Annotated in this window: 2 protein-coding genes; both read left to right on the top strand. The window is 36.9% G+C overall.

The annotated features are described in order from the left end of the window. Positions 1-1,156, top strand: a 1,156-nt coding sequence (locus ACB104_RS16060; protein ID WP_370480371.1) for a T9SS type A sorting domain-containing protein, incomplete at its 5' end; no start/stop codon positions are given. A gap of 204 nt (positions 1,157-1,360) precedes the next feature. After that, positions 1,361-3,032 (top strand): PQQ-dependent sugar dehydrogenase (locus tag ACB104_RS16055; protein ID WP_370480369.1); only part of this gene is annotated, 1,672 nt, incomplete at its 3' end.

The raw sequence follows: 3,032 nt of genomic DNA, 5'->3' as shown, positions 1-3,032 counted from the left end.
TATCTGCATTTCACCTGACGGCAGCACTATTTACGCAATCACTGACAATACAGGTGGCACCTCTGGTCCTTCAGGAACAACAAGTGTTTCAATAGAGAACCCAGGGGTTATTGTAAAAATTCGGTATTTAAATTGTTTAGATGATGATGGCGATGGTATATGTAATGCTGATGACATCTGCCCTGGCTTTGATGATACTGCGGATTCTGATAGTGATGGCGTAAGTGACTGTATAGATCTAGAAATTCCATCACCTTGTCCATTGGATGTTGATGCCAATGGTGTATCGAATGACGACGATGATGACGGGGTTCCCAATTGTTTGGATATATGCCCTGGCTTTGACGATAACCTTGACACCGATTTAGATGGCGTAAGCGACTGTATAGACCTAGAAATTCCATCACCTTGTCCATTGGATGTTGATGCCAATGGTGTATCAAATGACGATGACAATGACGGTATCCCAAACTGTCTGGACGAAACATGTACATTTTTATCAATCTCTTTTGCCATTAATCCTTTAACCCATTTGGGATCAGGCAGCAGCTCAACTACACAACCACTACCTTCTAACAGCCAAGATATATCGTTTACAATCAGCGGTATCGATGCGGTTGAAAATGGCAAACCTAGCAGTAGATATACAGAACAAGTTGATGTTTCTTATATAGATGAAAATGGAACAACACAGTTTTATGGAACGTTCTTAGGAACCATCTCTAGTACGGCATTTATTGATATTCCAGGAACGGTTCAATCAATTATAGTAACACTAAGCGACGCACTTAACAATAATGCTGGTGCTGCTTTAAGTATAAACTTTAGCCCAATCAATTATTGTGACTTGACTCCTTCAGGTAGCAAAACTGCATTGGAAGGTTCAAAGAAAAGTTCTATTGCCACCAGCTATGAATCACCAATTAAAATTTATCCTAACCCCGCTTCATCGGATTTGCACATTGATAACACCAATGCAAAGAAGATAACCAATTTTTATATGTATAATGTTACAGGCCAATTGGTAAATTCTACAGTTTTGAAATCAGACACACAGAAAATCGATATTTCTAATCTACCAAAAGGATTATACTTAATTAAAGTTATGGATATAAATAAGAATACCATTACAATAAAACGAATTGTGAAAAACTAAGCAATTATGTTTACTTCCTCAAAAGGCACCAGCACTACAAAAAGCGTTGGTGCCTTTTATTTAAAAGAAGGTTAAATATTACAATAAATTACTTTTTATCGTGTTTTTTTGCATTTCAAAGATGTTTTGTCAAATTTAATTATATATTTGCCTTCGAATTGTTTAATAGTAAATTGCTTTAAAACCTTTTTTAACCTCTCTCTTATGCATACATTATTACGCTCTCGTATTAATTCAAAAATTGTATTAATATCAACTTTATTATTTTCTAGTGTCTTTTTTGCACAAGGAACTTTATTAGTTACAGCTAATGGTAACCCTGTTAATAGTGGACCCTTGCCTACTGCAACGAGTACTACAAATTTTACCGATTTCGGAAATGTGGAAATTGGTTCTTCATTGCAACACATATTCGTGTTGGACAATACGGGTGCCAATGGAAGTCCTAATCAATTAAATGGTATAACTGCTGGATTATCTGGATCGAGTAATTTTAGTTTAAGTAGTACCTCTTTAGGAAATCTTGCAGGTAATGGAGGAACAGTTAATCTAACAATAACTTATTCCCCAACTTCCAATACATATGAAACCGCAGATGTTACGATCTCTTTTTCAAACGGAACAAACGCTCCTTACACTTTTACAATAGACGGCAGTGGTATTATGCCCACTCCAGAAATAGAAATTGAAGATAGTAGTAACAATATTATTGCCCACAATACTAGTTTTGATTTTGGGACTATTACACCTAATTCAATATCCTCAGAAACATTTTCAATCAAAAATACTTCTGTTAATGCCACAACGCTTACGTTGGAAGGTATAAACCCAAATTATGTAACTATTTCAGGTGATTCAGAATTTTCAATTATAAGTCAACCTAGTTCAAATACAATTCCAGGAGGAAGCGCAGAATCATTTACTATTGCGTACAGTCCTACTGCTGTTGGAGGGCCTCATAGTGCCACCATAAGTATAGATAATGATGATCCAGATGATGGAGAAGACCCATATACATTTACAGTTACAGGTCTATCCGACAATATTATTTATACCCCTACCACAAGTGGCCCTGATTGGAACGTTACAAACATTACTCCTGATAATGAATTAAACTACCCAAACACCATAGTTTATGGACCTGATAATTATTTGTGGATTACAGAGCGTGTGGGAAAACAAGTTGTGAAAGTCGACCCAGTTAACGGGGGAAGCAAATCTGTGATGCTGGATTTAACTTCGGTTGTGTACCAAACAGCCGGACAGGATGGACTAATGGGTATGGCCGTTCACCCAGATCTATATAATGACATCAATACCTCTAACAATCTTGTTTATTTGGCATACACTTATGATTCAGGAGGAAGAAAATTACGAATTGAAAGCTATAGATACATATCTTCTACAGGCACACTGGATGCTTCTAGTGCCACAACCATACTTGAAGGCTTTGACGCGAGCAATGATCATAATTCAGGAAAGCTTCAAATTGGGCCTGACATGAAATTGTATTACACTGCTGGAGACCAAGGTTATAATCAATTTCAAAATGCCTGTCTAGAAATAAGGGCTCAATATTTACCAACAAGCCCTTCCGATTATTCTGATTATAAAGGCAAAATATTACGGATGAACCTAGATGGCTCCATACCTTCTGACAACCCTATATTAAACAGCGTACAAAGCCATGTATATACCTACGGGCACAGAAACCCCCAAGGTATTGTTTTTGGTTCTAATGGAGCCCTGTATTCATCGGAACATGGTCCAAAAGTAGATGATGAAATAAACATTATTACAGCTGGTAAAAACTACGGTTGGCCACAAATTGCAGGTTATTATGACAACTTGGGTTATGGTTACTGCAATTGGTCCA

Source organism: Tamlana flava, from assembly GCF_041287255.1.
Lineage (GTDB): Bacteria > Bacteroidota > Bacteroidia > Flavobacteriales > Flavobacteriaceae > Tamlana > Tamlana flava.
This window is presented reverse-complemented; position numbering and strand designations above follow the sequence as displayed.